Origin of the sequence: Pseudoalteromonas sp. 1CM17D (assembly GCF_023161805.1) — a bacterium.
Lineage (GTDB): Bacteria > Pseudomonadota > Gammaproteobacteria > Enterobacterales > Alteromonadaceae > Pseudoalteromonas > Pseudoalteromonas atlantica.
In genome coordinates this window covers 1-25973 of sequence record NZ_JALNTP010000005.1, presented here as the reverse complement: position 1 = coordinate 25973, position 25973 = coordinate 1, and the positions used below count along the sequence as shown (strand labels likewise).

The 25973-nt window shown below is 39.8% G+C and carries 19 protein-coding genes; 7 read left to right on the top strand and 12 right to left on the bottom strand.

From position 1 onward, the window contains the following. Positions 1-36: 36 nt before the first annotated feature. Positions 37-1260, bottom strand: coding sequence for an ectonucleotide pyrophosphatase/phosphodiesterase (locus MSC25_RS10410; RefSeq protein ID WP_248443340.1), 1224 nt, complete (start codon positions 1258-1260; stop codon positions 37-39). A gap of 191 nt (positions 1261-1451) precedes the next feature. Between MSC25_RS10410 and dgt the strand changes: the two genes are divergently transcribed. Next, positions 1452-2918, top strand: coding sequence for a dGTPase (gene dgt / locus MSC25_RS10405; protein WP_096042675.1), 1467 nt, complete (start codon positions 1452-1454; stop codon positions 2916-2918). Between the two features lie 164 nt (positions 2919-3082). Beyond that, the gene (locus MSC25_RS10400) at positions 3083-4768 is read left to right on the top strand and encodes a cell surface protein (RefSeq protein WP_248443339.1); all 1686 of its coding nucleotides are present in this window, start codon (positions 3083-3085) and stop codon (positions 4766-4768) included. Between the two features lie 347 nt (positions 4769-5115). Here the strand turns inward: MSC25_RS10400 and MSC25_RS10395 are convergent, their stop codons facing one another. The 3 genes from MSC25_RS10395 to MSC25_RS10385 all read right to left on the bottom strand — a co-directional run bounded on the left by MSC25_RS10395 (position 5116) and on the right by MSC25_RS10385 (position 8562). Beyond that, complete coding sequence (locus tag MSC25_RS10395) at positions 5116-5679, bottom strand: hypothetical protein (RefSeq protein ID WP_248443338.1); 564 nt, start codon at positions 5677-5679, stop codon at positions 5116-5118. Positions 5680-7040: 1361 nt separating this feature from the next. Next, a complete protein-coding gene (locus tag MSC25_RS10390; protein ID WP_004589614.1) occupies positions 7041-7340 on the bottom strand; it encodes a helix-turn-helix transcriptional regulator in 300 nt (99 codons plus the stop codon). Between the two features lie 346 nt (positions 7341-7686). Further along, positions 7687-8562, bottom strand: coding sequence for a nuclease-related domain-containing protein (locus MSC25_RS10385; RefSeq protein WP_096042673.1), 876 nt, complete (start codon positions 8560-8562; stop codon positions 7687-7689). A 616-nt stretch (positions 8563-9178) separates the two neighbouring features. Between MSC25_RS10385 and MSC25_RS10380 the strand changes: the two genes are divergently transcribed. Continuing rightward, the gene (locus tag MSC25_RS10380) at positions 9179-12331 is read left to right on the top strand and encodes a DEAD/DEAH box helicase (protein WP_248443337.1); all 3153 of its coding nucleotides are present in this window, start codon (positions 9179-9181) and stop codon (positions 12329-12331) included. 27 nt (positions 12332-12358) lie between these two features. On the opposite strand, the gene MSC25_RS10375 is transcribed toward MSC25_RS10380, so the two are convergent. From MSC25_RS10375 to MSC25_RS10340, 8 genes are all read right to left on the bottom strand, one after another. Beyond that, positions 12359-12994: a uracil-DNA glycosylase gene (locus tag MSC25_RS10375; protein WP_248443336.1), complete on the bottom strand. Its 636-nt coding sequence runs from the start codon at positions 12992-12994 to the stop codon at positions 12359-12361. Beyond that, on the bottom strand, positions 12984-14132 hold the full coding sequence (locus MSC25_RS10370) for a nucleoside triphosphate pyrophosphohydrolase family protein (RefSeq protein ID WP_248443335.1): 1149 nt from the start codon (positions 14130-14132) through the stop codon (positions 12984-12986). Before MSC25_RS10370 ends, MSC25_RS10375 begins: the two co-directional genes overlap by 11 nt. Before the next feature lie 54 nt (positions 14133-14186). Then, positions 14187-16196 carry a TIR domain-containing protein gene (locus MSC25_RS10365; RefSeq protein WP_248443334.1) on the bottom strand — a complete coding sequence of 670 codons (2010 nt, stop codon included), beginning with the start codon at positions 16194-16196 and terminating at the stop codon, positions 14187-14189. Between the two features lie 21 nt (positions 16197-16217). Beyond that, positions 16218-16889 carry a hypothetical protein gene (locus MSC25_RS10360; protein ID WP_248443333.1) on the bottom strand — a complete coding sequence of 224 codons (672 nt, stop codon included), beginning with the start codon at positions 16887-16889 and terminating at the stop codon, positions 16218-16220. Further along, the gene (locus MSC25_RS10355; RefSeq protein WP_248443331.1) at positions 16883-17368 is read right to left on the bottom strand and encodes a TIR domain-containing protein; all 486 of its coding nucleotides are present in this window, start codon (positions 17366-17368) and stop codon (positions 16883-16885) included. Before MSC25_RS10355 ends, MSC25_RS10360 begins: the two co-directional genes overlap by 7 nt. Before the next feature lie 446 nt (positions 17369-17814). Then, positions 17815-18630, bottom strand: a complete 816-nt coding sequence (locus MSC25_RS10350) for a toll/interleukin-1 receptor domain-containing protein (RefSeq protein ID WP_248443330.1) — start codon at positions 18628-18630, stop codon at positions 17815-17817. A gap of 396 nt (positions 18631-19026) precedes the next feature. Continuing rightward, positions 19027-20562 carry a S24 family peptidase gene (locus MSC25_RS10345; protein ID WP_248443329.1) on the bottom strand — a complete coding sequence of 512 codons (1536 nt, stop codon included), beginning with the start codon at positions 20560-20562 and terminating at the stop codon, positions 19027-19029. After that, positions 20559-21158 (bottom strand): class I SAM-dependent methyltransferase, encoded by a 600-nt coding sequence (locus MSC25_RS10340; RefSeq protein WP_248443328.1) that lies wholly within the window; start codon positions 21156-21158, stop codon positions 20559-20561. Before MSC25_RS10340 ends, MSC25_RS10345 begins: the two co-directional genes overlap by 4 nt. A gap of 284 nt (positions 21159-21442) precedes the next feature. Here MSC25_RS10340 and MSC25_RS10335 point away from each other — a divergent pair, with 284 nt between their 5' ends. The 4 genes from MSC25_RS10335 (at position 21443) to MSC25_RS10320 (ending at position 25629) form a co-directional block, all read left to right on the top strand. Beyond that, positions 21443-22180 (top strand): transporter substrate-binding domain-containing protein, encoded by a 738-nt coding sequence (locus MSC25_RS10335; RefSeq protein ID WP_248443327.1) that lies wholly within the window; start codon positions 21443-21445, stop codon positions 22178-22180. Continuing rightward, positions 22177-22929: a transporter substrate-binding domain-containing protein gene (locus tag MSC25_RS10330; protein WP_248443326.1), complete on the top strand. Its 753-nt coding sequence runs from the start codon at positions 22177-22179 to the stop codon at positions 22927-22929. Before MSC25_RS10335 ends, MSC25_RS10330 begins: the two co-directional genes overlap by 4 nt. Positions 22930-23106: 177 nt before the next feature. Next, positions 23107-23841: a transporter substrate-binding domain-containing protein gene (locus MSC25_RS10325; protein WP_248443325.1), complete on the top strand. Its 735-nt coding sequence runs from the start codon at positions 23107-23109 to the stop codon at positions 23839-23841. A 186-nt stretch (positions 23842-24027) separates the two neighbouring features. Continuing rightward, positions 24028-25629, top strand: a complete 1602-nt coding sequence (locus tag MSC25_RS10320; protein ID WP_083901829.1) for an ABC-F family ATPase — start codon at positions 24028-24030, stop codon at positions 25627-25629. The last annotated feature ends 344 nt before the right edge of the window (positions 25630-25973 follow it).

Below are 25973 nucleotides of genomic sequence, written 5' to 3'. Positions count from 1 at the left end.
GGTTAAGTCACTAAAAGCCTAAAAGTGCGCAGCTAATTAATGCACTACTATTTTTTGTTTTATAGCAGGCATTAACGTTTTACCGTCACCATCTACTTTACTTAAAAGCTTAAGCCCCATTACTTTGGCAAGTACCGGGTAAATATCAAGATTATTTACTTTTTCAAGGCTTAGCCCTTGTTTAAAAGCAGGCCCTACTGCAATTAACGTAGCCGCCATATCATCGGTATAGGCATAGCCATGAGTACCTAAATACATTGCTTTGCCTTCGTTAGTAAATACCGCTGGCGCATTAGTTTGCACAACAATATCGCCCACCCGAGTGCCTTTATTATAATGATACCCAGCTAATTGCTCGTCGTTTAATACCGTATAACGCCCGTTTGCGGCTTGTTGCAAACGTTGTTTGTAAGTTGCAATTTGCTCGCTTGTTACAGCAGGCTTTGCATAAATAAGTAACCGCGGGCCGGTATTTTTAACTATAAAATTATCGTTTTTAGGCAATGTAGATACATCAATACTTTGCTCTGGGTTTACATGCGCCATACCGTGATCGGATACAATAACAAGGTTAATCTCTTGCTCTAGCTTGCTTAAACGGGTTTGTAATTGGCCCATTAGTTCATCTAATTGTTTTACTGCATCGCGAGTTTGCGGTGCGTCTGGCCCAAACTCGTGGCCCATGCTATCAACAAGTGAAAAATAACTTGCCACAAAACGTGGGCGCTGCGCTTTAGGTAAGCTTAGCCACTGTATTATTTGATCAACACGGCCTTGGTACTCACTGTATTTAGAATAATGAAAGTAATAGTCGGGCGTCATACCATTAAAGCGCGCATCCGACTCTGGCCAAAAATAAGTAGCCGACTTTAGCCCCTGCATTTTTGCTAAATTCCAAAGTGGAATGCCGTTTACCCACGTGCTATCGCGCATGCCTTTACCCATGCTGTAGCACTCGTTTTTACGGGCTTTATCACAAAAGTTATTATCTACAATGCCATGATTTACCGGCAGCAACCCTGTAATAATAGAAATATGATTAGGAAACGTTTTTGTTGGGTAAACAGGGATTAGTTTTTGCGCGCGTACACCTTTAGCAGCCATTGCTTTTAAATTAGGCGCGCCGTGTTTTTCTATATAATCCCAACGCATGCCATCTATTGATATAAGTACAACGGTTTGCTCTTTTGCCGCATATGCCGCTTGGCTGGTTAACACTAAAAGAGCCAACATCATGGCCTTTAAAAATACATACTTCATTACAAATACTCGCCTACATTAAAATGCGTTAAATACTGAAAAATATAGCTTTATAATACAATTGCCAGGCCTTAAATGATACAAGCACCTGTACCTAACTCGTCTAGATGTATATATTAACAAGTAAGTATTTAAAACGAATGACAACGCGCATTTACTTTGCCAGTCGTCACCACTAAGCAAGGACTCCGATGACTATCGACTTTAGTAAAAAAATAACCCCAGCGCGCATGTATCGCACGACTGCCAATTTACAAATGGCGATGGAAAGCGATCGCGGTCGTATAATTAACAGTGCAGCTATTCGTCGGTTGCAGCAAAAAACCCAGGTTTTTCCGCTAGAGCGAAACGCAGCGGTGCGCTCGCGCTTAACTCACTCACTAGAAGTTCAGCAGGTTGGCCGTTTTATAGTACAGCGTATTTTTGCAAATTTAAGCTTTGAGCAACAAACCGAGTTTGGCTTAAAAGGGCTAGAGCGCCCACTAGAGAGCCTAGTAGAAATGGCCTGCCTAATGCACGATATAGGCAACCCACCCTTTGGACATTTTGGCGAAGCTGCCATAAATCACTGGTTTAATAACAATTTAGCAAGTGTTACACCAGCGCGCTGCCAAGAGCAAAATACCGGTATAGGGGTTATTTTTAAGCACCTAGCGCACGATATTTGTAATTTTGAAGGCAACGCCCAAGGCATACGCATAATTCATTCGCTACTGGGGTTAAACTTAACTTATTGCCAAAGCGCGGGCATTTTAAAGTACACCCGCCCCGCGGGATTAAACCCAAAGGACATACCGCAAAATAAAAACTACTTAATGAAAAAAGTAGGTTACTACTACAGCGAAAAAACCTTTGTAGAGGCATTGCAAAACGAGCTGGTTATAGAGCCATACTGCCGCCATCCGGCAAGTTACATTATGGAAGCCGCCGACGATATTTCGTATTGCCTAGCCGACATAGAAGACGCCGTAGAAAAAGACATAATAACCACCGAGCTACTTTGTCAGCAGCTAAAAAGTGAATATAAAAAAGCCCTTATAAACCTAACCATTGACGACACCGAACACCTAAATTTTGTAGATAAAGCGGTAGATTACGCACTAGAGCGCGCCAACGCGCAGCCTTACAACTTTAATAGCGAATTTTTTATTTACCTACGCGTGGCCTTACTTCACCCGCTTGTAAACCACGCCGCCAAGCGTTTTATAGAGCACATTGAGCCTATTTACCACGGCGACTTTAACCAAGCCCTATTAGAAGATAACAGCCACCTACACGCCGTTACTAAAACCCTTAAACAGGTGGCGCTTAAGCATGTGTTTTCTCACAAAGAGGTAGAAAAACTCGAACTACAAGGCTATCGCATAATTAACGGCCTGCTAGATTGTTATAAACCACTGCTACAACTTAACAGCGACGATTTTAAACGCGCATTAAATGGCGACTCACGATTATTAATCGAATCGCGTTTGGTTAAAAAGCTCTCTAAAAAGCACTTAAATAGTTATCAGCACGCCATAGATGCCATGCAAGAAGAGCCCGATCACTTTGCCGCTTACGAGTTTTACTATCGCTGTAGGCTAATTCAAGATTACATAAGTGGCATGACCGACCAATTTGCCTACGACGAGTACCGCAGCCTAATGGTGATTGATTAACGAGGGAGTGCAGTTGGGTGGTTTTTACAAACCTAACGCCGCGATTTAATCGCCCTTAGATTGAACAAATTTTCAATCCACAAAGGTCAACACGCCCTTAGTGCCTAGATATATTTTAATTTTGCGCTTAAAATCAGACTATTGATACTTAAGCGCCGTGTTTTATGATTATTAGACTCTCTCAACTTATTTTTTGCTTTGCTTTATTTTACAGCAGCCAAAGTGCTGCCTATAACGAAGCCATGTGTATTTTAATTAAGCAAGAAATGCAGCAGTACAGTAATAATAAAGCCAGTGCCAAATACCGCAGCGCCGCACGCGATTTTAAAAGAAACTGTAATAAACCCAAGCAAGTACAAACAAAACCAAAACCTGTAGAGCCGCCAGTTGTTGAACAAGAGCCACAACCACTTGCCCTTACCCCCGAGCAAGAACAACAACTGCTTGAGCAAATAACTGCGGCCGAAAAAGCTATAAAACAAAGCGCAAGCAAAGCAACTACAAGCACTCAGCCTACAAACCAAATAAGCCAGCAAAACCCAGAAGTTAACGAACCTGAGTCTGCGCCAATTAATACTGTAAAGGATGCGCCAAGCACGCCTAAGGGTGAACTTGCGCCTAATAGCAGCGAGTTAACAACTACAACTAGCCAAGCGCAGCCGGTGACCACTGAAACCGCCCCAAAAGCAGCGCCTAAAATAGAGCCTAAAAAAGAGCAGCCAACAGTTAATACAACCCCAAAACCCGCACCTGTACTTATACCTGCGCCAGTTGCAGAGCCACCAAGTTCATTATTGTTACCAAGTTTGCTACTGCTTATTGTAGTATTAATTGGCGCCATGGTGGTTATACGTTTACGCCGCGCTAAACAAAATAAGCCCGAGCCGCCGGTTGCTCCACCGGCTACAGCCCCAACTAAAGCGATGACTAAAAACAACAAAAGCGCAGCGCAAGCAGCACCACCCAAAACGGCTCCAGCCCCAAGTGATGAGCTTTCAAAACCAGTTATACCAACGGTTTCGGCCCCGAGCGAGCCAGAGCCTGCAAGCTCTAATGCACCAATAAACGAGGCAATTAACGAGCCATTGCCTGCGAATACGCAAGCCACAGAGGCTGAGCCAGAACAAGCTAAACCAGAAGAAGATGCACCGGCACCTGAACCTAAAAAAGTAGCGCCAGAGCCAAACACCGCAGAGTTTGAAGCTGCCGCAAAAAATACATTAGCGCGTATTCAAAATGCAAAAGGCTTTGCAGAGCCCGAGGTAAGAGAGTTTAACCCAGACGCTCCTTCGGTTAAGCGCACGCGTAAGCACAAAGCCGCCGCAGTAGAACAGCCAAAAGCAGAGCCCATTGAAGAAGTAAAACCACAAGAGTCTACCCTTATAAAAGAACCGGCTGCGCCTAGTAACCCTATCAATGAGCCTAATACCAGCGCACAGCTGCATACAGCCGATAAAAACAGTGAGCTTGATCAAACCACGTTAAATAGCGAACACGACTTTAAAGAGCCCGAAATTCGTACCTACAATCCAGATGCGCCTTTAAAACCAAGTAAAGAACCTGCACAAGCTACAATTTCAGCAAAACCAAATAACGAACCCACGTTAGATGCGCCAATATCAACAACTCACGAACCACAGCCAGCTCAAGAAAAGCCAGCGCAACCAGAGCCTGATAGTACGCCCAAGCAAAGTGATTCTAGCAACCCATTTGCAAACCTTTCGCTAGATGAAAGCTGGGACCCAAATTCAGATAAAAAGCCCGTAATAGAGGAAAAAAAGAAAGCGCCTAAATCACAAGCCTTAATAGAGGCAGAAGAACGCGCTAAAAACATGCAAACAAAAGAATAGCCGAACAAATAAGCTTGATATTATTGCTCTATACAAATAATTTTTAACGCAGCAAGTGCGCTATTTAAAGATAAAATTGCTATTACTCAATTACCAGCACAAAAAATCGGCCACAAGGCCGCTTTGTCGTTTAAAAATATAGAGTTGTATTAATGCGCTTAATTAAGCGAGCTATTTTAAGTATGGATTTAATACTGAGAAAACGTTTTATTGCTACAAAAAATGCGTTGTTTAGTTGTTATAACTAACTAGTTGTACATTGCTGTACTTTTAGCATCTTTGTATTTTTAACACAGCTAGCGCCAAGTTTGGCCGCTCAAAATAATTAACTATTATTACGCTTAGTATTATTCGGGGGGCATGTTTTTTATATTTAAATCGTATTGTAAAATACCATCGTTATTAACCGCCACACCCGCTAATTGCACAGAGTGATTAGCAAACTCTTCAGACGCCGACAAATGCGCTAACACGCCGGCTATATCCTCGTGTTTAGGTTGCCCGTCGGTTGCCACAATGCCTGCATTACAATCGTTTTGCTTACACTCAAAGCTGTATAAAAATAGCGACTTTTCAGCAAAGCTGCTTTGCACTTTATCTAAAAACACTTGCTCTGACTGCGCTAAATCAAGCGTACTTTTAATTTGAGCAGCGCTTTCTAGTTCAGAGTATTCACCCACCTCTTGGGGAGTAATCACTATTTGCTCGGTAAGTGCAGTGCCTTCTTTATTAGTTACATCGTGGCTACTTTGCATTGCTTGTATATCTACCACCAGAGGTTGAGCAGGCTGCACAGCCGTGGTGTTAGTTATTGAGTTGGGTAGATTATTTTGAGCCAAGGCGGTCAAATCGTTTTTAAACACGTACAAAGTTGCAGCAGTGATAGCGCATGCAATGAGTAATTTGTTCATAATACTTCCCTCCTTCAACCAATTTACGCAATACAATTAAGTGAAATGCTTTTTAAGTGTAGCCAATGTTAATATTATGTTTTGTTTGGGTGTGTACTGTCAATCTTTAATACTAGACAGTGCAAATTAAAAGAACAATTTTATCAATGTTAATATTTAATGAACCACTGGTAAGCTCAGCGCGCCACATTATAATGCTAGCAATAGCTACACGCTCATTTTGCAACTAGGCAGCACGTTATTTATTTGTAACAAGCTGTAAAAAACAACTCTTTTTATGACCACACCCCAAGCAAAAAGTTTGCGTTTATTGTTACTAAAACTTAAATAAAATTACCCAAAGTAAATAACCGCATAATTAAAACCGCACACAGCAGCTTTAATTTGCTAAAAGATGCAAAGATTACATAAAGAAAGGCACCAACATGTAGGCGCGAAACTTGCTCGCACAAAATGACAGGAGCGTACCTCGCGTTTGGTATGAAGTTTTTCGCGGCATATAAAGCCGCTGCTACTAGTTAATTGCACCACAAAGGGCACAGAGGCGCTTCGCCTACACGGAGAAAACACAGGAATAAGTAAGTCACTTCTCCTGCTCTTCTCGGTGGTGACATAATCACTTTTGAACAGAACCAATGCGCGTCTACCACTAAATTAAAATACTGTTTTGTAGAGCGAATTCTTACTTATGTGATCATTTATTAAATCACTTATGCTCTAGCTCTAAAAGCGCAGCGTCTCTTAACCTCTTTGTGAATAATTGGCTTAACTTGTTTTTCACCACCGAGGGCACAGAGGCGCTTAGCGCTACACAGAGAAAATACGGGGGTTAATTGGTCACTTATCACTGGTGACATAATCACTTTTGAACAGAACCAATGCGCGCCTACAAAGTTAAATTTTACGCTGACGTGGATGTGGTGCGTAGGCGCGATTTTATATCGCGCTTGTAGATACAAGACGTTGAGCTTGCTCACGTTAGAAGCGCAGCTTCTCATTACTTAAAAAATTAACACCGTAAAAGCCCTGCTTTTAAACGAAAGCAATGTGCGTCTACAAGGTTAAATTTTACGCTGGCGTGGATGTGGTGTGTAGGCGCGATTTTATATCGCGCTTGTAGACTTCAAGATTTTCTGTTAGCACTCGATGTAGGCGCGAAGCTTGCTCGCGCTCTGTATTTTTAGTTCCTTATGTCGCGTTGGCGATGGCGTTGGCGTTAGCAACCAAGGGGCGCAAACGCATCAGAGCGCGCAAGGTAACTTTTACCCTAATTAAACTCACCTCGGCCAGTTTGTGGATTTAACTTAAAAAAACCACAAATTATGGGGCTGTCTTCTAAACCGTCAATAAATACATAAGCTTCAGAAGTCATCGTTAATCACCTGAGTTTTATTGCTTTTACGCTGTCTTGCATTATAACCGCCCACATCTGCGGCTAGCTCGTTAATTTCATCCAGCAATGAGCCTTGCAATTGAAGAACAACAAGGGCTTCAAACAATATATCGCTTTTTACTACCTCTCCTTGTTCAAGCTTTTGTACCGTGGAGCGAGATACACCAATCATCTTAGCGAACGTGCTCTGGGTATAAAGTAAAGTTCGATGCTGACGAATTAAATCACCCAAGCGACGCGCCAACTTTAATGCTTGTTCTGATCTCATAAATGACTACCTAATCGGTCATTAATAAACTAATGGTTAGTTTAGCGGTATTTAATATGATTGCAATATTATTTAAATAGAGACGTAATGAGCTTCGAGGAGCGAACTTAAAGCGCCTAGTCCCTTTTGCGTTACCTCTTCAGCGCAGCGCTTCATAACCTCTTTGTGAATAAATCACTTAAAACCATATATGCACAAAGAGAAGTGAATGAGGGTAAATGAGAAGACAGTAAGCTATGGGTAACGAGCCGCGAGCAACGGGCTATAAATTCAGACTAACCCCTAGCGCCTTTAACCTATTCCCACCGTAGGCGTTAAGCTTGCTGACGCTAAAAAAGCTAGGCTTTTAAATTGCTTTACTTTCATGCAGTGAACGCTGAACTACTTGATAACAAATCGCACGTTGCTGCTCTTGGTTTAAATTTACTTGTCGCATCGAAAGAATCGTTTTCACTATTTGTTTATGCGAAACAATTGGAAAGAGTGGGCGCTGTTTTAATTCGACAAACCAACCAGGAAAGCACAAAACAGGGAAAACTTGAGTGTTAAAACCCGTTGCCTCTTGTAGCCATTTGTTCACCCAATTAGCCTGCTTTTGGGCTTGTTCTAGCGGCTTACTTTCAAACCAAGAGGGAAATGCTAAATGATTATTCTCAAATTTAACTTTGTAATTTGTATCGTCTTTTATTCGTTTATGCCTGCCCTTTGTTTCAATAGCAAAAATACCATTTGGCCCTACCACTAGGTGATCAATATTAAACCCATCTGCTTGTATATCATGAAACACTTGGTACCCATGTGTCTGTAACTCTATAAGCTCCGAGGCAACGGCAAGCTCCGCATCTCGTCCAAGTTTAAGCTTTATCAAAAGGTTTGATTTAACCCAAAGCTTTCTTGCTACATAAACTAAACCCAATGCAATTAAAATAACCAAAAAGTAATTTAGCTCGCCGCTGGCTAATACTTCAGCAATCCCTTTAATGGCAAAAGGCATCGTAACGATTAAAGCAGATAAAAAAATAAGCCCTATTACATCAACAATCTTGTCATTTACTTGCTCACTAAGTGTTTGTGCAGCAACACGTTTAAGCTTTTTACGATCTACAGGTAGTTTTGCATTTTTTTGATGAAGCCATATTTTGAGAAACAAAACGCCTAATAAGGAATAAACACTACCTACAATAACTAAAAGGCTTAAACCTTGGTTTAATAAATCATCCATGATGGGTTCCTATAATCACAATGTTTACGTTATACCTTAAAAACAGGTACATGTCGCATTATTCAAACTCCGTACAATCTATTCAACAAATTTCACCTAAACACCTGTAGACGTAGAGCTTGCTCACGTTAGAAGCGTAGCTTCTCATTACTTAATAAATTAACACCGTAAAAGCCCTGCTTTTAAAACGCCAACAAGTTGCGCGTCTACAGGTTATATCAAAGTGTTCTGTTAAAACTCGGCGTAAGCGCGAAGCTTGCTCGCGCTAAAAGCAGAGCTTTTGAAATAATACAAACAGTTCATAAATATCGCGTTGGCGATGGCAACCAAAGAGAAGTAACCGCCGACTTCTCTTTGGAATCTCTCGGCGCCCCGAGGATCACACTATCTCCTCAATTTAAATTAATGATATGAACGTAAACGCGATGAAACACGTCCGTGTGTAAGCATCACTTAACGCGCATCCATGCGCTGCTATTACTCATCACTAATTCAATTTCGGGTGTGATCACGGGGGAGTGGCCTAAGCATCAGCCTTCAATTCAATAATGAGTTAATGCTTGTTTACAATGCACTTTTAAGTAAACTAACTGCACGCAAACAGGGAGTGGTTTTAATGCAGCAAATTGGTATTTACGAGCAGTTGATTACACAAGTAATTGAGCAAAACTTAAATCGTGAGCAATTTTATGTGGGCGAACGCCAACTAGAATCGGCAGAGGCCGCAACATGGCTTTCACGCTTTTTGGGCAAGCTTGTTGAGCATGCAATAAATGCCATTCCTAACTCTAACGAGCGTTTGCAAGAGCAAATTAGCCTAGCTAACAGTCTTGTTCTTTGGCTTAAAGATCATATTCGAGATGATGAACTGATCAACGAAAACCTTATCGATAGCCAAGGCCGAATACTTACTGCGCTGTTTAATACCCAAAACCCCATTGCTGCAAACCTTAAAGATTACTCTAAAGATATTTTTCCGCTAACAGGGCTTACCCAAAGCGAATTATTTAGCGGTGCAAATGCAGGTATATCGCTCGAAACCGAGCTAAAGCGCGAGATTAAATCGTCCGACACTATTTACTGGCTTGTCTCATTTATCAAATGGACGGGGCTGCGCATTTTTAAAAATGAGCTCGAAGCCTTTACCAAAAGCGGTAATAAACTCAAAGTAATTACTACTTCGTACATGGGTGCAACGGATGCTAAAGCCGTTGAGTTTTTAGCAAACCTACCAAACACCGAGGTAAAGCTAAGTTACAACAATCAGCAAGAACGCCTACACGCTAAATCTTACTTATTTATGCGTAACACGGGTTTTCATACTGGGTATATTGGTTCGTCTAATTTATCGCATTCAGCGCTTACCAGCGGCCTAGAGTGGAACTTAAAAATTACAGCGCAAGAAATCCCACACATAATAGCCAAAACCAAAAGCACGTTTGAAACCTACTGGCAATCGCCAGATTTCGAGTTGTTTACTGGCAAGCTTGAATGTAAAGAAAAGCTCATTAATTCACTTAACGAGCAACGCGGTGTTGGGCAATCAAGCAGCCAGTTTTATTTTGATATAACACCAAAAACACACCAGCTAGCTATTTTAGAAAAACTAAGCGTTGAACGTAGCGTACATAATCGTTTTAAAAACCTAGTGGTAGCCGCAACAGGCACGGGTAAAACAATAATATCGGCGTTCGATTTTAAAACTGTTTACGATAAAAACCCAAATGCCCACTTTTTGTTTGTAGCCCACCGAGAAGAAATACTAAAACAAGCGCAAAGCGCTTACCGCGGCGTGCTTAAAAATAACGACTTTGGTGAGCTGTGGGTAGGTAACTATAAACCGCAGCGCTACAACCAATTATTTGCATCAATCCAAACGCTGAACAGCCAAATTGAATCGCTCAATTTAACGCATGATTACTACGACTACATAGTAATAGACGAAGTACATCACGTAAGCGCGGCCAGTTATCGTGCTATTTTAAGTTACTTTACGCCCGCAATATTACTTGGCTTAACCGCCACGCCAGAGCGACAAGATGGCGCAAATATACTCGATGATTTTTGCGGCGTAATAGCCGCCGAAATACGCTTACCAGAGGCAATCAATCAACGCCATTTATGCCCGTTTCAATATTTTGGGTTAGATGATGACACCGACCTAAGTCAAATAACATGGCGAGGTGGCCGTTACGATATAACCGAGCTAAGTAACCTTTATACAGGGGAAAACAGCCGCGCTAACAAAATTATATCCAACCTTGCTGATATAGTGACGAATGTTCACCGCATTAAAGCGTTGGCATTTTGCGTAAGCCAAAAACACGCAGAATTTATGGCTAAAAAGTTTAACTTAGCAGGCATAAACGCCGATGTACTGACCAGCAAAAACACCAATGAGCGCGCGGCTAAACAGCAAGCACTACGCCAAGGCGAAATACAAATACTTTGCGTGGTTGATATTTTTAACGAAGGTGTCGATATTCCAGAGGTCGATACACTTTTATTTTTACGCCCGACCGAAAGCTTAACGCTGTTTTTACAGCAACTCGGACGTGGTTTGCGTTTACCCGACAATAGCCATAAGCAATGCTGTACGGTGCTCGACTTTGTTGGAAATGCTAATTCAGAATATGACTTTGCCAGTAAATTTCGCGCGCTTATTGGTAAAAGCAACCAACCAGTAAAAACCGAGATTGAAAACAACTTCCCACATTTGCCGCTGGGCTGCCGTATAGAGCTACAAAAGCGCACACAACAAACAATATTAAAAAATATTCAGCAAGCCATAAACACAAAGCGCCGTTTACAACAGCTGATAAATAGCTACTCGCAACATACCAATGACGCGCTAATGCTCAGTAATTTTTTACGCATAAACCCACAAGTCACGCTTGAAGATATTTACAAACCTAAAGCCGGTAGACTCGGCGGCTGGCATTGGTTAAAAGGCGATAAAATACCCGCAGAGCAAGCCGACATTTACGCCGCGTATTACCGCGCTATAAACACTCAATTACTCGTCTGCGACTCGCTCAGTTACCTATGCTTTTTACGTGATTTATGTAACAACAACTTTAGTTTTTCGCCAACACCACAAAACCAACAGTACGCGCTTATGGCGCATTACAACTTTTGGGATAACACAGGCAAAGGTCTAGGCTTTAAAACCCTTGAACAGAGCTTACAAGGCCTTAAACATAAAGAGCTACAGCACGAACTTGCCCATGTAATCGCGCTTTTAATAAACCGCATTCATCAGCAAGAAAGCGATTTAACGTGCCGGCCTAATCATGCAATAAAATTACACAGCCGCTACACGCGCCAACAAATACTCGCCGCGTTTGGCGCACACACTTTTGATAAAAAATCGACCGCCCGCGAAGGCGTTCTAGAATTTAAAAACCAAAACCTAGAGCTGTTATTTGTAACACTTAATAAATGTGAAAAAACCTACTCGCCTACCACGCTGTATCACGACTACGCAATCAGCCCTACCCTGTTCCATTGGCAAACACAAAACAGCGCCCGACCAGAACACGGCCGCGGTCTAAGCTATATTCAACACCAACAAACAGGCAAAACTATCCTGTTATTTGTGCGCGAGCAAGGCAAAGACGAAAACGGCCGAACCATGGGGTTTGTAAACTATGGCGAGGTTAAATATTTAAGCCACAACGGCAGCCAGCCAATGAATATAACATGGGAATTGACCCACCCCATGCCAAGTGAAATGTGGCATGAGGCTGGGAAGTTGGCGGTTGGGTGAACACTACAGTCTAATCTTAAACAAAGTCTACTGATTCTTATATAGGTGATTTATTTGTTTGACGAAGTCGCTTTGACCGCCATAACTGGGGTGTCTTACCTTTAAAACTTCATAATTATTGGAAAATTTCATAATTGACCTCTCAGCGTCATTGCCTACAGCTATCAGCCTTTTAGGTTTAAGTAGTTCAATAAGTAAGCTTAATACTTCTTCTCCAGCCTTACGTTCATGTGAGTTGTGGTTTCGATTTGTAAAAGGTTGGCCAGCTTTAAATGGATGTAATGGAAAGACATTCCATAGAAAGACCGGGGAATTTATATTTTCGAGCATGTCCCAAACTACCGTAGCCGTCCTCTCTTTTATAGGTTGTCCCTTCGTTATTTTTTCAGCTTTTAGTGACCACCTGCCCAAATGCTTTGACAAATTTTGATCATCGGTAAGAGCAAGCCCTGTTCTCCGCCCCCCCCGATACCCTAGATCTCTTCCAATCCAAATAGCATCAACTTCAACATGGATTGCTTCTTTCAATATGTTCTCAAGCATCAATCTACGTTGTAGCGCAGAAGCATCATAATCGTGAACCTCACAAGTATCAAAATATGGATTAAAAGTGTTATCAAATTGAAGGCTTTTTAACGCACTTATAAAAGCTTTAATTTTCATTTGAGTCTCCAATTGGTTGATAAGTTAATTTTCGTAATTCTCTATCTCCAATAATTATACCTCCATTATTCCTTTGAACTTGCCGAAAAACCGCATACCCCTGTAATATTGCATCTTCCCAAAGTTTGAGGGGGCAAGCTTCAACTTCATAGCCACTTACGAATTTTTGAATCGTTTTCAAAACATCAAATGAAATACTCGTATGGTCTTCAAAATAATTCAAACCTTTTGAATAAGAATATAGCCATGCTGTAAGTCCTTCTTCTACGACTATTGCACGTCCACTATCCTGAGCTTCATCAAAAATAGGGTCACTTTTTCTCTTGTGCTTGATAAGAGCTCTAAAAGTCGGTGACCAATGTAGTATTGCTGCATACGCTAAATGGAAAACATCATGAAAACGGTATCCATCTGGGTTTAAAATATTATCGGTAAGAGGGGAACCTAAAAAAACATTATTCCACCTTAAATAACTTTGACCGCTTTTCCTCTGCGTAATTTCAATCTTAAAATTTCTTGGTAATTGTTCTTCACTTGGAAAGTTTTTATCAAAATCAGGAAGCAAACTACGTTCAGGTGTTTTGAATCGCCCCATAGCTTTTCGCAGATTATTTCTAGCAATTCTTGCAAAAGATAGGTCAACTGAATGAATCGCCTCAATATAAGCCCTTGCGAACTTTACCAACATATTTAACTGCTCGTCTTTGCTTTCAAGCTCTATTTTAAGCAAAACAGCGGTCGCAGCTCCCAATGCAATAAGATTATTATCGGAAGTATCAACATTTTTAAGCGAAATAATATGCGATATTGGTGCCTTCTCACTATCACTTGCCGCTATTGTTTTAATATCATTTTCGCAACAAGCCTCTAAGAAGACTTTAGTTATACTGAAATCCAACCTTCTGCAGACAGCTGTGAAATACCATAATGCATCACCAAGCTCTTCTTCAACAGCCTCTTTATAACCTATATAAGCTTTTTGTTCTCTTCTATACTTTTTGGTAGCTGACATAACACTACCTATCTCTCCAAAAAGACCTAATAATATTGGAGTTAAATCATTTTCTTTAAATCTGTCTGTTTGTTTTATTTCTTCTTCATATTCAGCTAAAGGTAACGAACCACTCTTCTCTTCCATGTATAAACCTTATTTAATTCTTTGGTTATCGCATTTAATTCCACAAAATGGATCTTAGCTAATTTTTTTGAGGCCACTCAATATTAGATAGGTACACTCATCTATAAATGGAGTTTTCATTAACTGTTTGTAACTACCAACACTGAGGCCAACATTCTTAGCTAATAAATTTATATCAACGTTCTTAAGAATATTAATAATCTCATCATAATCACAATTGCAATTTTTATCCTTTGCAATTTCTTGTAGTTCAGAGTAACCAGGGGTATTTTGGATTTGCCATTCTTCGGTCAGAGTTTTTGGAACATCCTTATCTAAAATTACCTTACATACATCCCCGACAACTCCGTTGAAGCCCCCCAATAAAAAAATAGGCTTACCACAATTAATGGATAAAATAATTTCTTCGAGTACTCCTGGCATTTTTCCTTTATAACCTGCTAATTTCCCACCGACACAAATTCTAACGGAACTATTTTCTACTATGATTTTGCGCATTTCTGTGAGTGAGCGTGACCAAATAAATGAATTGTTCGGAGTAATAGGCTTTAAAAATAATTGACTATCAATACCATGAGCCACATCAGCTGGAATATCATGTTCAACGGTACGCATTAACCTACTATATTTCGCCCTCCACGCCCTTACTTCATTTGTTTCAATCGAAAGAGGCCATGCAAGATGATTCTCTACTTTTGCTTCTAGAACAGTTAATCGCTCAGTCAAGACAAGTGCTTCATCTAAAATGAATTCTGTAAGCCCATTAGGTCTTAAATCTCCGCCGTAAACTAAAGATGCAGATCGAGCTAATAAGTGTCTCGCTAGATCTTGCGCCAGCTGCAAAAGCTGATCCGGATTTAAATGCGAACTTTCAAAACTGTCCTCATAACAATCTGAAATTGAAAGTCCTACTTTTAAATGAGATAAGGAATTAATATCTGAGGGATTCCATAATGGAGTTATTGCCTCAATTTCAATCATTGCATGCCAATCAGCTTCTTCCATAAAAACTGGCGGATCTGGGTAACATACCTTTTTGACTCCTTTTTTCTTTAGCTCAAACATTTTCCTTACCTCAGGAGGGCGAAAAATTAATTTTGTCTCATCAGAGAACCAGTTTTTTTTCTGATATTCTTCTAATATTTTTTTTGAATACTGAAACCGGATAGTTTCTGTAAGTGCAGACGATAACACCCTTAGTACTTCCAATTCACTCAAGTTACTTACTGTTGGAACGCTTATACAAGGGACATTAGATGAGGCTGGGAAAATTCTATCCTCATACTCATTCAAACAATTAACAACGAGAATGGGCCTATCTTTTTGCTTGGCACTAAGTATTTCTCTTTGACACCAGTATCTAGAAAAGTACGAATCCGTTTCAAATGCAATCAAAGTAGCATCTGATATATGTTTTTCTATTTCATCTGAAAATGAAAAACCTGCAGCAATCTCTGTCACATCAAAAAAGCGCCCTATATTAGTTTGATCAATAAAGTCTTTTACTTTTTTTACATATGCCCTTCCTTCCTGCTCTGACTTAGAGTGGCTTAGAAAAATCTTAATTGAATCACTATTACCTGTCTTTTCACTTTTTCCATCACAAAGACCATGACGATATATTTCATGTGATAAAGAAACTAGTGCAATTAAATACTTATTATCAAGTTGCCAATCATAAGCTCTAATGCAATTTAACCCATTTAATGGCCCTTGGTGGTTCAATCCATAAGTATCTAGCGCTACAGGAACTATTCTTATCGATTCATCGACATGAAATGATTGAATATATTCTTTCCAAGCTTCATTACCTAATGTGTTTAAACTAGTAAAAACAAAAATTACATTGCGCTGAGCATTCGTACTAGGGATATTATTTGGAACTTTATTTCCATTTGATGAGCTATAAAAAAATAGCGGTAAATTAATAGCTCTAGAAAATGGCTTATTTTTATCTCTTGAAAAATTATTTTTTACAATATCAATAATAGGTTCAGCTAACTCTTGATCAGAAGGACTCCAAACAAAATGAATTGCAAGAGGCGCTATATAGTGATTGAACATGAAATACTCCAAATAATAAAATCAGACAACTATTTTTCCAGTATCTTGTGATACACGTTTATGAGAGATGTCAAATTGACAAGGATCTGAAACTACAACATTTAAAGATGATCTATTATTGGTATATATATTATTTATTATTTCTTTAGCTTCGTGCGAACTGTCTAAAGAAATCTTTTTAAAACCTGGCTTAGAAATATAATTCAATGAATCTAAGTCAACCTCTTTGGCTTTAGAGCCAAAATAAAAGAAGAAATCAGACAATAACACTTTCTCACAACGCCCAGTATCTCGCTGTAGATTAACGGTATTTATTGAGCCGTCAGGATTACTGTGATGTGAATTTTCTTGTATCCAGTTTTTTTTGGAGTCTTTATGATAAATATTATCACCAACCATTTTTAACTGACTCCCATTTCTGCATGGCCGTTTAAGAATATAACGTGGATCTTCCCAATACTCTTCGAAAGTCATTTTTTCTGTAACTTTCATTAGCAGTATACATTTACGATACACTCCTGCTCCTAAATTGCGACCTCCCACACCCAAAATCCAATCATTAGGCTGCGCACTTTTTCGAATGTCGGGTTTACATGTTGCCAAAGAGCAATAACCAAAGAAAGGGTTCGGAGCGAAACCGAAGTCTCTTGCTATGACATATACGTATAAATTTGAATTTTTAGATATTAACAAACTGAGTGACTCCCTTTCTTATCATCCGCGAGGCTACCATCGATATTTTCAAACCGACTTTCACCTTCTAAAGCTCCTATAATTGCATCAGAACGCCAAGCCACTCTTGAAGACTCATATTTTTCTAAGTTTATTGGAACTTCCACTTGATCTTTTAAACCATTTTCATAAACACCTACAATAGGTTTTCCTAATTTATGGGCCAGTTCAATCTCCCAGTTGACCCATGGCCTTGAATGAGTCTCTTTACCTATTACAACAATTACTTTACTTGCCCAACGCATTTTCATTCGTAGTAATCTTTTTATCGTCAAGTCACTCACTTTCTTTTCGTTCAAACGCCTTTGATTCTCTGGCTTTGCCCTTATTGAGCTATTTCTAATGTTATATTCTTTTCCAGAAAGAATCCTAGTAACGCTGTCTACGCTTGAGTCATCTTTATGATGATGACTAATAAAAACATTTCTTAAGGTAGCCATTTTTATTCCTATAAAATCTAACCTTTAGTTAATAATATTTTTAACTCTATTTCTTTGATAACGTGATAAAAATTCGAATTAAAACTTTTAATGCCTAAACTTTCATATAGTCCCGAATAAGAACATTCAAAAGTAACGACTAATGCAAGTTGCTTATTAAAAAAGGAGCATTAGCTTAAAACTGCAATATTTATAGTGGATTAAATAGGTGGTTCGATTCCATGAGATTAGCTAAACATCCTAGTTATTATTTTTTGCTACTTTGTATTAAAAATGATCATTTGGTTCTAATTACAGCCAGATCAAATTCTAGGTATAAAAACCAATAATAATCCCAAATAAAGAATTGAATGAATTTCAAGTCTGGTTGTTCTAGCGTTAGTGAAATACACCCAAATTAAGATAAGAAGACTATCCCCTATTGGCAGATTTAAGGCCCATATGTGTTAAATGCGATCTAATTGCTTCTTAGTGGCAACAATAAGTTCGTTTATTGCTGAACCTTTATTTCCATCAATGTAAAGATAATCTTGTAATAGCGGAGGGATATCCTCATGTTTAACACCTAAATTAACAACAATAAGAGACTTATTTTTCTTCATACGATTACTTATAAAAAAATTTGATTCTGCTTCCGTCCACCCTGAAGACTTAGATAGAAAGCTGTTAGACATAAAAAGTACACCTAAATCGCATTCATTTAAACCTTCGTTTATTCTAGAAGTAATACTATCTCCTGGAACAATCTCTTCCTTGTCGTACCATGCTTTAAGCTGTGATTTTTGTAGTTCACTAAAGTATTTATCGACAATGCCTTTATCGCTAGATGAATGCGACAAGAAAATTTTTTGTTTTTGCATTATGGGAGCTCCCCAAACCTCATACATTTGTTTCCTATCAGGAAACAAGAATAATTCATTAGCTTCACTGGAAAAGACGATATCAACCATTTCAGAGTCACAAAAAGTAGTGATAGAGTAACCTCTCCTAGAAAACGCCGCTTCTGTGAGTTCATCCATCAAAACATTAAAAGTGCGGCTTTTATTAGGATGATGAATAGACAGCCAATGATCAAAGTCAGAATCATCTTTTTCAAAATTCAAAAAAAGAAATAACTCTAAATTGTAAGGATTGTTATTAATTAAAGCACCGCAACCTACAAGAGTTTGACTATCAAACCTATCAAGTACTTCTTTAACAAAAATCTTTTCGTCTTGCCTATTACCGTAGTCCAGTGAAAACAGATACATTTTTTGATTCATTCTTAATAATAATCCTTATAATTACCGCCGATAAACTTGGACTCTTACTGAGCATTTAACAGCGCATTACCGAGAATCCCCCTTTAGCACTTAATGTTACAATTATCAAAATACGATTTTAATAATTTAATTATTAGTAACTACATATAGCTTTACGTTCACATCAATTTTTAACTTGAGGACCCAGTGTGATCCTCGGGTGCGCCTTGGGATTCCAAAGGGTGGACGGCGGTATGCACCCTTTGGTTGTCGCCAGCAATCTGGCATAAACCTCGAATAGAGGTTATTAAATCCCTAAAGCTCTCACGTAAAAAACCTATTTTGAAAGCTTCGCTTTTAACGCCAGCAAGCTGCGCGTCTTGTATCTACACGTTAAAACGCGATATAAAATCGCGACTACACAACCACTTGTTTAAAGCGTGCGAATGTTCGCATGCTTTCATCTGCAATTATTACCTCGTAATCAGGGTTTTGAGCGATTAGCTCATATTGCCCGTTTGGTAATTTATTAACTTTGCGCAATAAATACTGGCCATCTCCGCTTATATCGTCTCGCTCTATCGCGACTATTTGGCCGCGAAGTGATCCAGCTCTATCGGAAGTTATAAGCTCAAGTAACAATAAGTCGCCATCAAGTATTGGGTGTTTACCGCCATTCATAGAGTTGCCCGATGCACGTGCTAAAAAATGCACGTTTGGATCAAGCTTGCCCGCGCCAAGTGGCGTGTCTAAATATTCAACATCGCTGCTATCGCCAGTTTTAAAATGCCCACAGGCTATTTTAATATTAGGGAAGTACGGTAGCTTTAATGCTTCATCAACTGATTTTAAACTAACGGCAGGTTCAGCAACTTGATTTAGCTCAGGCTGTGGTGCATTTGGAAACGTAAACAATTCTGCGGTTGGTTTTGCTTGTTCGAAATGGTCTTTATTGGCAATCCATAATTTAGCGCTGTTAGCTTGCGCTACTTGGTAAGCCCAATTACTTACAGCGAGAGATTTATCGGCATCGCAATGAAAATACGCACTTAGCTCATTACTAATAGTTTGGCTATTAACGACCAAATTTTGGTTTTGCCAGCGTTCACGGTGCTGCTGTGCGGCTAAAAAGTCGCGTTTGTTGTTATTACATGTGCGGTGCGCGGCCACAAAATTATGGCCAAGATCGTTTGCATAGCGGGCAAACGGTATAAAGTGATCAACCTCAACATCGTTTTTCATTGGCTTTTGGCAATAAAAACAGGTGTTTGATTGCAGCTCTACTAAAACAGGCTTTGCCTTGGTAAGTGCATTACGGTCTACCCCAAATAAAAACTCTTGCAGCTGACTTTGCGGGCCAATAAGGGCTTGGTTGTGCTTTATACTTTGAATTTTCTGAAGCCATGCATTTTTAGCCAAGTATACAACTAGGTCATAAAAGCGCCTAAAGCAGCTAGCTATACCTGCATTTAACGTAATAAATTGAGTGCTGTTTGTATGTGGGTATAAAAAGCATTCTTCTTGTTTGGCGAGAATTTGTAAGCGCCAAAGCGGCCCTGATTTTAGTGTTGCCATAGCAGCATTAAACGTGGGCTTATAAAACGGGCTTTGCTTAAGCTGGCGAAAGTTACGTATATTGTTTTGCTGGCATTCAAACAATACGCTAATTACTTTTGATTGCGCGCCTGTATTTTGCTTAAGTAAGGCGCTTTCGCCGGTGTGCTCTGACGAAAACGGCATTGCATGATGCCAGTATAAGGTAATGAGTTTATCGGCAAGGGTTGGTAGCTCTATTACTAATTCACTTTGCTCAGATAACAGCGGTTGCTCTACGCATACATCGGCAATAGCGTGTAAAAGTGCAAACTTGTAGGTAGCGCTAAAATCGCCCTCAACCAGCATGCGTTGTATGTATGCTATAAAGTCGAGCTGTTGCTGCATTGCGCTAATCATAAAATGGGAGCAGCCTTTATTATGGCATTTAGCCATACTTCGCTTTCGCGCCCTGGGCGCTGATCAACACTTTGCCAGTGCTTAATTATGCTTAATTGCGTGTGTTGATTTAATAAATTACTTAATAACTGCTCGGTTAAATCGGTGAACTCACGGCCATTATGTACACGCTCTTGCGTGCCATATTTAAACGATACATATAAAACGCCATTGGGTTTAAGCGCATTTTGTAGGTTTAAAAATACTTGAGGAAGCTCGGCCTTTGGCACATGTAACAAACTGGCGCAGCACCAAATACCGTCGTATTTATTAACACACTCAAGCTCTTGAAAGGTTTTAACCTCTACTGGTTGCTGTAAGTAACTGCTTGCAAGCTCTGCAAGTGCAGGGCTCGCATCAAAAGCCGACACACTAAAGCCTTGGCTTTTAAAATAGGCAGCATCGCGAGCTGAGCCACAACCTGCATCTAGCACATGGCCATTTTGGACAACATAAGGTAAAAACTCACGGTAAAGCGCCGACATATCAACATTAAGTGTTGAGTCGCTAAAGGTTTGTGCATTTTGGTTATAATAATTTAGTGTGGTATTGGGCACTGCTTATACCGCTCCTTGGCTTTTGCGAGTTCGCAACGTTAATACTGCATTCATGTTTGTTTAATCTACAGGAACAAGCCGATAAATTAAAGAACTTATAAGTAGGTTTTTTAGCTTAATACGCTGTTTGTATTGAATTTAGCAATAATTATCTCCTTAAAACCTTAACCCTCTCCTTTTTAGATACATTTTTTTACAACTTTAATGATTCCTTCACCATTATATTATTTTGCTAGGTTATACTGTTTTAATAACGTACAAAAAAAGCTTACCTCAGAGTCTTAATGAATAAATTAATAACCTTATTATTGTGTGTGTTGTTTAGTACCTCTTGGGGTGTGTTTGCCTGCGATAGAACGCTTAGCGTTGCCTCGCATGATGCTTTTTGGCCGCCGTATGTAATGGGCATTAGCGGCCAGTTACAGGGTAAAGAGGTAGATGCATTAAATATAATTTTTAAAGACTCGCCTTTTTGTTTTGAAATAAAAATGCTGCCTAATTCTAAACGGGCTTTTACCGAGCTGCGCCATGGCCGAATAGATATAGGCTGGGCGGCAAGTTACACCAATGAGCGGGCTAAATACGTTCACTATACAAAGGCCTACCGCACTGAGGTAATGCGTTTATACGAAAACAAAAACAATCAACACAAGGTTAAAGACTTAGCTGATATTTTTAACCAAGGTTTAACCATAGGCGCTAACTTTGGTAGTTATTATGGCGAAGAGTTTGAGCAGTATAAAAAAAGCCATAAAAAACAAATAGAATACACCAGCGCAACTAGTAAGCGCTTTGAATTACTTAATAAGCAGCGTATAGATTACGCAATAGAAGACGAGCTAGTAGGCAATTACTTTAGTAAGCGTGGTAAAAATTTAATGGAGGCGCCTACCATACCCGCTATTAATAAAGACCAAATACACCTAATGCTAAGCAAAAGAACAGTTACGCCTGATGAGGTTAAAATTATTAACGCGCATATAACTAAAAATAAAGCGGCCCTTAAGGCGCTGTTTGAATGAATGTTTTGAGCTGTACACGTGTATTTTTATTGGTGTGGGTAACGTGTTTGGGGTTATTTAGCGTTAAAGCCCAAGCATGCGATAAAACAATTAATGTAAGCACCAACGAGCGCTACTGGCCGCCATATGTGGTGCTAAAAAACAATACGTTAACGGGTGTTGAAATAGATATAATTAAAACCATTTTTAAAGACTCCCCTTTTTGTATAAATTTTACGTTATTACCTAACTCCTTACGCGCCTTAGAAGAGCTAAAACACGGCCGTGTAGATTTAATGTTTGCAGCAAGCAAAACCCGTGAGCGCCAAGCTTACGCCCACTTTAGTTTGCCTTATCGCGAAGAAGTAATGTTGTTGTATAAACATGCAGGCTCGGCAAATATTAGTTCGTTAGAGCAGTTATTTAAAAAGGGCTTAACAGCCGGCGTTAATCGCGGCAGCTTTTTAGGGCACACTTTTAAAGCGTTAAGCGATAAATATAGCAAGCAAATAGTACTTACCAGCGATGCCGATAAACGCTTTGCTTTATTAAATAAAAAGCGGGTAGATTTTGTAGTAGACGATTCGTTAGTGGCGCACCATTTTGCTAAAAAATACACGGCTATTTTACCCGTTGAGCAAGTACCGCCTATTAACGTAAATAATGTGCATTTTATGATGAGCAAAAAAACGATTACTTTAGAAGAAGTTAACACTATTAATGCGCATATTGTAAAAAATAAAGCGGCGCTTAAGGCGTTATTTAAGTAATAATACCAACCCACATTAATACTTAATCATTTTCAGGGGCTAAATGTGTCGCTATCTGCGTTAAAAAATTCTCATTTAGAACAACTAAATAGCGAATTTTTTGCCTTGCTATCAACACGTTTATCCATCCTCAAAATAGATCACTTAATTATGCGGATTGGTATAAAAGGACGTTTTATGAAAATGTTTCTGTTAGCGCTTATATTTTTGGTTGCGCAATTTAATGTGCTGGCATGCACTAAAACGTTAAAAATGGGCACCAACGAAACCAACTGGGTGCCCTATTTAATTAAACAAGGCAATACCTTTGTAGGCGCAGAGGTAGATACGGTTAACGCTGTTTTTAACGATTCGCCTTTTTGTATTGAGTGGGTTTATTTTCCGAGCTTATCGCGGGTTCAGCAAGAGCTAAAAACAGGCCATATTGATATTACCTTTGCGGCAAGTTATACAAAAGAGCGCGCCGAGTACTCTTATTTTACTGATGTTTATCGCGATGAAGTTATGCTGCTTTATAAGCATAAAAACGCCAAAGATGTAATTAATTTGACGGCGCTTTTTGAACGTGGCTTTATTGTTGGCGTTAACAGAGGCAGCTTTTTTGGCGCTGAGTTTGAAAAAATAAGAAAACACTACCCCAACCAAATAGTACTTACCGCAGATGCAAATACGCGCTTTGGTATGCTTAACAAAAAGCGAGTTGACTACGTGATTGACGACTCTGTTGTCGCAAAATATTTTGCTAAGCGCTACAGCACCATTTTGCCGGTAAAAACGGCGCCAGCTATTAATGTTAATGGCGTGCATTTTATGATGAGTAAACAATCGGTCACGCTTGAGGAAGTCGCTGTAATTAATGGTCTTATTAAAAATAATAAAGCGGCCATAGAGCGTATTTACAAACCCTATTAACCCGCGGCTTTACACTTATATAGATTCATAGCCTAACGTGCTGCCAGTTTAGGTATGTATCTTTTACCTTTCATTACCATGGGGGGATCTGTATAATTCGCCAGCTAATTTACCCTATTGCTTGGTCTTGTTTGTGGCGTTTTGCTGCAGTTGGCCCCTGTCAGTACTCATTCTAGGACTAACTTTTTGATCTCCACCGCAAATATTACGATGCAGTTTGGCGCAGAGCCGTTGTTTGAAAACATTTCAGCCAAATTTGGTAACGGTAACCGTTACGGTTTAATTGGCGCTAACGGCTGTGGTAAGTCGACCTTCATGAAAATTTTAAGCGGTGCGCTTGTGCCAAGTGCGGGTAATGTGTCGATTACGCCAGGGCTAAAAGTAGGTAACCTAAGCCAAGACCAGTTTGCGTTTGAACAATACAGTGTTGTAGATGCCGTAATTATGGGCGACGTAGAGCTTTGGAAAGTAAAGCAAGAGCGCGACCGTATTTACTCATTACCCGAAATGAGCGAAGAAGACGGCATGAAAGTGGCCGACCTTGAAAGCGTTTTTGCCGAAATGGACGGTTACACAGCCGAAAGCCGCGCTGAAGAAATACTATTAGAAGCGGGTATAGATAAAGAGTTTCATTATGGGTTAATGGCAAACGTTGCCCCAGGTTGGAAATTACGTGTGCTTTTAGCGCAGGCGCTGTTTGCAAACCCAGACATACTGCTACTTGATGAGCCAACCAATAACTTGGATATTCATACCATTACGTGGCTAGCTAATGAGCTTAATAAACGTAAATGCACCATGATTATTATTTCGCATGACCGCCACTTTTTAAACTCGGTATGTACTCACATGGCCGACATTGATTACGGTGAGCTGCGTATTTACCCAGGTAACTACGAGAAGTTTTTAGAAGCGGCAGGCTTACAGCGAGAGCAATTATTAGCCGAAAACGCTAAAAAAAGCGCTGAGATAGACGAGCTTCAAGACTTTGTTAACCGTTTTGGTGCTAACGCGTCTAAAGCTAAACAAGCCAGTTCGCGTGCTAAAAAAATGGATAAAATTAAGCTTGATGAAGTAAAAGCGTCAAGCCGTATGAGCCCATCGTTAAGTTTTGACGAAGGCAAAAAAATGTACCGCCAAGCGCTTGAAGTTAATAAACTTGGCCACGGTTTTGATGGCGAAACATTATTTAGCGGCGGCGACTTTTTACTAGAAGCTGGCGCGAAGCTTGCGGTTATTGGCGAAAACGGTGTGGGTAAAACCACCTTTTTACGCTGTTTAGTAAACGAGCTTAAAAGTAATGAAGGCGAAATTAAATGGTCTGAAAATGCGACCTTTGGCTACTGCCCGCAAGACAGCACAAAAGATTTTGATAACGATTTAACGTTATTTGATTGGATGTCGCAATGGCGTACAGCCAAGCATAACGATTTAATGGTTCGCGGCATGTTAGGGCGTTTGTTGTTTACCGCCGACGATTCAAACAAAAAAGCGCGTAACTGTTCTGGTGGTGAAAAAAACCGTTTGTTGTTTGGTAAGCTAATGATGCAAGACGTAAACGTACTTGTAATGGACGAGCCAACCAACCACATGGATATGGAAGCCATTGAAGCGCTAAACAATGCGCTTAAAGACTTTGCGGGCACGCTTATTTTTGTAAGCCACGACCGCGAGTTTGTATCGTCTTTAGCAACACGTATTATTGATATTAAAGACAAGCAGGTCATTGATTTTCAGGGTACGTTTGACGAATACCTAGCAAGCATAGAAGAGAAAAAGATCGCTTAAGTTGTAGCAGCGATTTTATATCGCGTTTGTTTTAGGTTTAAGTTATTAGGTTTAAGTTTTTAGGCTTAAGCTTTTAGGTTTCAAAAACTAAAAATAAAGCCTAAATCATTTTAAAAAGGTGCTGTTTAGCGCCTTTTTTTGTGGGTGTATGAATAGGTGGGTGCGCATTGTTTTAGCCATAATAAGCTAAACCCTGCTCTGTAGACGCACAGCTTGCTGGCGTTTTAAAAGCAACGCTTTTACCTAAGTGTAACCACCTTTTCCAAAGCCATGAGAAGCTACGTTTCTAACGTGAGCAAGCTCAACGTCTACAAGTCAAACTAACGCCGGAGCTAACCTCTACC

Coding starts and splice junctions, on each gene's coding strand:
- MSC25_RS10330 (WP_248443326.1), top strand. CDS start 22,177: ATGAATGTTTTGAGCTGTACACGTGTATTTTTATTGGTGTGGGTAACG.
- MSC25_RS10380 (WP_248443337.1), top strand. CDS start 9,179: ATGCAGCAAATTGGTATTTACGAGCAGTTGATTACACAAGTAATTGAG.
- MSC25_RS10400 (WP_248443339.1), top strand. CDS start 3,083: ATGATTATTAGACTCTCTCAACTTATTTTTTGCTTTGCTTTATTTTAC.
- MSC25_RS10375 (WP_248443336.1), bottom strand. CDS start 12,994: ATGAAAATTAAAGCTTTTATAAGTGCGTTAAAAAGCCTTCAATTTGAT.
- MSC25_RS10385 (WP_096042673.1), bottom strand. CDS start 8,562: ATGGATGATTTATTAAACCAAGGTTTAAGCCTTTTAGTTATTGTAGGT.
- MSC25_RS10395 (WP_248443338.1), bottom strand. CDS start 5,679: ATGAACAAATTACTCATTGCATGCGCTATCACTGCTGCAACTTTGTAC.
- MSC25_RS10350 (WP_248443330.1), bottom strand. CDS start 18,630: ATGAATCAAAAAATGTATCTGTTTTCACTGGACTACGGTAATAGGCAA.
- MSC25_RS10390 (WP_004589614.1), bottom strand. CDS start 7,340: ATGAGATCAGAACAAGCATTAAAGTTGGCGCGTCGCTTGGGTGATTTA.
- dgt (WP_096042675.1), top strand. CDS start 1,452: ATGACTATCGACTTTAGTAAAAAAATAACCCCAGCGCGCATGTATCGC.
- MSC25_RS10335 (WP_248443327.1), top strand. CDS start 21,443: ATGAATAAATTAATAACCTTATTATTGTGTGTGTTGTTTAGTACCTCT.
- MSC25_RS10345 (WP_248443329.1), bottom strand. CDS start 20,562: ATGATTAGCGCAATGCAGCAACAGCTCGACTTTATAGCATACATACAA.
- MSC25_RS10370 (WP_248443335.1), bottom strand. CDS start 14,132: ATGGAAGAGAAGAGTGGTTCGTTACCTTTAGCTGAATATGAAGAAGAA.
- MSC25_RS10365 (WP_248443334.1), bottom strand. CDS start 16,196: ATGTTCAATCACTATATAGCGCCTCTTGCAATTCATTTTGTTTGGAGT.
- MSC25_RS10355 (WP_248443331.1), bottom strand. CDS start 17,368: ATGGCTACCTTAAGAAATGTTTTTATTAGTCATCATCATAAAGATGAC.
- MSC25_RS10325 (WP_248443325.1), top strand. CDS start 23,107: ATGAAAATGTTTCTGTTAGCGCTTATATTTTTGGTTGCGCAATTTAAT.
- MSC25_RS10410 (WP_248443340.1), bottom strand. CDS start 1,260: ATGAAGTATGTATTTTTAAAGGCCATGATGTTGGCTCTTTTAGTGTTA.